General features: G+C 68.5%; 4 protein-coding genes. All 4 read right to left on the bottom strand.

Annotation, left to right across the window (positions count from 1 at the left end; genetic code table 11):
* Positions 1 to 70: 70 nt before the first annotated feature.
* Entirely contained in the window at positions 71 to 1,438 is a 1,368-nt protein-coding gene (glmU, locus tag ACE3TE_RS12990; protein WP_374605620.1) for a bifunctional UDP-N-acetylglucosamine diphosphorylase/glucosamine-1-phosphate N-acetyltransferase GlmU, read from the bottom strand.
* Between the two features lie 136 nt (positions 1,439 to 1,574).
* Complete coding sequence (locus ACE3TE_RS12985) at positions 1,575 to 1,997, bottom strand: F0F1 ATP synthase subunit epsilon (protein ID WP_374605618.1); 423 nt, start codon at positions 1,995 to 1,997, stop codon at positions 1,575 to 1,577.
* Between the two features lie 12 nt (positions 1,998 to 2,009).
* Entirely contained in the window at positions 2,010 to 3,419 is a 1,410-nt protein-coding gene (gene atpD, locus ACE3TE_RS12980; protein WP_374605616.1) for a F0F1 ATP synthase subunit beta, read from the bottom strand.
* A gap of 74 nt (positions 3,420 to 3,493) precedes the next feature.
* Positions 3,494 to 3,663 (bottom strand): F0F1 ATP synthase subunit gamma (locus ACE3TE_RS12975; protein ID WP_374605622.1); only part of this gene is annotated, 170 nt, incomplete at its 5' end.

The raw sequence follows: 3,663 nt of genomic DNA, 5'->3' as shown, positions 1-3,663 counted from the left end.
AGGCGCGAATCTTCTGGCTTTGCCTTCGGCAAAGAAATGATTCGCGCCTGAAGGCGCTCCTACGGGACCATCAGCGCTTGCGGGGCCGCTGCCAGCCGTCGACAGTGGCCTGCCGGCCGCGGGCGACGGTGAGCTTGCCGGCCGGCGCCGGTTTGGTGATGACGCTGCCGGCGCCGATGGTCGCGCCTTCGCCGATTTCCACCGGCGCCACCAGCGAACTGTTGGAGCCGATGAAGGCGCCGTCGCCGATCGTGGTGGTCGACTTGTTCACGCCGTCGTAGTTGCAGGTAATGGTGCCGGCGCCGATGTTCACCTTCGCGCCGACCAGGGTGTCGCCGAGGTAGCTGAGGTGGTTGGCCTTGCTGCCGTCGCCCAGGCTGGTCTTCTTGGTTTCGACGAAGTTGCCGATGTGCACGCCTTCGCCCAGCTCCGTGCCCGGGCGCAGGCGCGCGAACGGCCCCAGCGTGCAGCCGGCGGCCGCGACCACGCCTTCAAGGTCGCAGTGCGCGCTGACCACGGTGCCCGGGCCGAGCTCCACGTTGCGCAGGCGGCAGAAGGGACCGATGCGCACGCCATCGCCGAGCACCACGCGGCCCTCGAGGACCACGTCCACGTCGATCTCGACGTCGCTGCCGGCTTCGACGCTGCCGCGCTGGTCGAAACGCGCGGGGTCGGCCAGGCGCACGCCTTCGCGCATCAGCGCCTCGGCGGCGCGGCGCTGGAAAGCGCGCTCAAGCCGCGCCAGCTGCACGGGGTCGTTCGCGCCTTCGGCCTCGCCGGGAATGCGGCAGTTCGTGTGCGCGGCGGCGCGGCCATCGGCCCGGGCCATCGCGAACACGTCGGTCAGGTAATACTCGCCCTGGGCATTGTCGTTGCCCAGGCGCGACAGCCAGCGGCGCAGGTCGGAAGCCGGCGCGGCGATGACGCCGGTGTTCACCAGTTTGACCGCGCGCTGGCTTTCGTCGGCGTCCTTGTGTTCGACGATGGCCTGCACGTTGCCGTTGCCGTCAAGCAGCACGCGGCCGTAGCCGGTCGGGTCGGCGAGGGTTTCGCAGAGCACGGCGGCGCGGTCGCTGGCGGCATCGAGCAGGTCGCGCAGCGTCTGCTGCGTGATCAGCGGGACGTCGGCATAAAGCACCAGCACGCGCGCGTTCTCGGGCACCGCGGGCATGGCCTGCTGCACGGCGTGGCCGGTGCCGAGCTGGCGGGCCTGTTCGGCCCAGTGCAGGTCGCCGTCTTCGGCGAAGGCTGCACGCACCTGGTCGCCGCCGTGCCCATAGACCACGTGGATGCCGGCCGCGCCGAGGGCGCGGGCCGTGTCGACCACGTGGCCAAGCATCGGCCGGCCCGCGATGGGCTGCAGGACCTTGGGGGTGCGCGATTTCATGCGCTTGCCCTCGCCGGCGGCGAGGATGATGACGTGCAACGACTGGCTCATGGTGTCCTCCGTGGGCCTAGTATCGGTTGGCAACGCCCGGGTCGCCAGCCGACATTTTCCGATGCCCGGAAACGACAACGCCGGCACGGGGCCGGCGCGGTCGCGACGTGGCTCCGGCAGGGCCGGAGGCGCCGGTTCAGTGCTTGAGGTTCTTGCGCAGGCGCTCGAGGGCCTGCAGCTGGGCCATCGCCTCGGCCAGCTTGGTCTGCGCCTCGGCAATGTCCATGGCTTCGCTGCGGTTGGCCAGCATGCGCTCGGCTTCGTCCTTGGCCGCCTTGGCCTGGGCCTCGTCGAGGTCCGCGGCGCGGATGGCGGTGTCCGTGAGGATGGTCACCACCTGCGGCTGGACTTCGAGGATGCCGCCGGAGACGTAGAAGAACTGCTCGGCGCCGTCGGCCAGCGTCAGGCGGACCTGGCCGGGCTTGAGGCGGGTGATCAGGGGCGCATGGCGCGGCGCGATGCCGAGCTCGCCCATCTCGCCGGTGGCCACGACCAGCTGCACGTCACCCTGGAAGATCTCTTCCTCGGCGCTGACGATGTCGCAACGGATGGTGCTCATGAGCAAATCCCCTTAGGCCGCAGCCTGCATCTTCTTGGCCTTCTCGAAGGCCTCGTCGATGCCGCCGACCATGTAGAACGCCTGCTCGGGCAGCGCATCGCACTCGCCGTCGACGATCATCTTGAAGCCGCGGATGGTTTCCTTGAGCGTGACGTACTTGCCCGGCGAGCCGGTGAAGACTTCGGCCACGTGGAAGGGCTGCGAGAAGAAGCGCTCGATCTTGCGGGCGCGGGACACGGCCTGCTTGTCTTCTTCCGACAGCTCGTCCATGCCCAGGATCGCGATGATGTCCTTGAGCTCCTTGTACTTCTGCAGGGTGGCCTGCACGCGGCGCGCGGTGTCGTAGTGCTCGTTGCCGATCACGTTCGGGTCCAGCTGGCGCGAGGTCGAGTCCAGCGGGTCCACGGCCGGGTAGATGCCCAGCGAGGCGATGTTTCGCGACAGCACGACGGTGGCGTCGAGGTGGGCGAAGGTGGTCGCCGGCGACGGGTCGGTCAGGTCGTCCGCGGGCACGTAGACGGCCTGGATCGAGGTGATCGAGCCGGTCTTGGTGGAGGTGATGCGCTCCTGCAGAACGCCCATTTCCTCGGCCAGCGTCGGCTGGTAACCCACGGCGGACGGCATGCGGCCCAGCAGCGCCGAGACTTCGGTGCCGGCCAGGGTGTAGCGGTAGATGTTGTCGACGAAGAACAGGATGTCGCGGCCCTTGCCGGTGGCCGGGTCGATGTCGTCGCGGAAGTACTCGGCCATGGTCAGGCCGGTCAGCGCGACGCGCAGGCGGTTGCCCGGCGGCTCGTTCATCTGGCCGTACACCATCGCCACCTTGTCCAGGACGTTGGAGTCCTTCATCTCGTGGTAGAAGTCGTTGCCCTCGCGGGTACGCTCGCCCACGCCGGCGAACACCGACAGGCCCGAGTGCTGCTTGGCGATGTTGTTGATCAGCTCCATCATGTTGACGGTCTTGCCGACGCCGGCGCCGCCGAACAGGCCGACCTTGCCGCCCTTGGCGAACGGGCACATCAGGTCGATGACCTTGATGCCGGTCTCGAGCAGCTCGTTGCCCGAGGACTGTTCCTCGTAGGACGGGGCGGCGCGGTGGATTTCCCAGTGGTCCTGGGTGGCGACCGGGCCGGCCTCGTCGATCGGGTTGCCCAGCACGTCCATGATGCGGCCCAGGGTGGCCTTGCCCACGGGCACGGCGATCGCCTTGCCGGTGTTGACGGCGACCAGGTTGCGCTTGAGGCCGTCGGTGGAGCCGAGGGCGATGGTGCGCACCACGCCGTCGCCCAGCTGCTGCTGGACCTCGAGCGTGATCTCGGTGCCCGTGACCTTCAGCGCGTCGTACACCTTCGGCACGTCGGCGCGCGGGAACTCGACGTCGACGACGGCGCCGATGATCTGAACAACCTTGCCCTGGCTCATTGCTGTTTCCTCTGGAAAACGATTCTTTGACTCGGTGGGTCGCGGCGGGTGCCGTTCCTGCGAGTGGGTTCTGGTTAGACGGCCGCGGCGCCGCCGACGATCTCGGAGATTTCCTGCGTGATCGCCGCCTGGCGGGCCTTGTTGTAGATCAGGTTCAGGGTGCCGATCAGCTTGGTGGCGTTGTCGGAGGCGGCCTTCATGGCGACCATCCGCGCCGCGTGCTCGGACGCGAGGTTCTCCAGCA

The sequence above is a fragment of the Arenimonas sp. genome, from assembly GCF_041919775.1.
Lineage (GTDB): Bacteria > Pseudomonadota > Gammaproteobacteria > Xanthomonadales > Xanthomonadaceae > Arenimonas.
The sequence above is the reverse complement of the archived record's forward strand: the minus strand, read 5'-3'. Positions and strand labels throughout refer to the sequence as shown.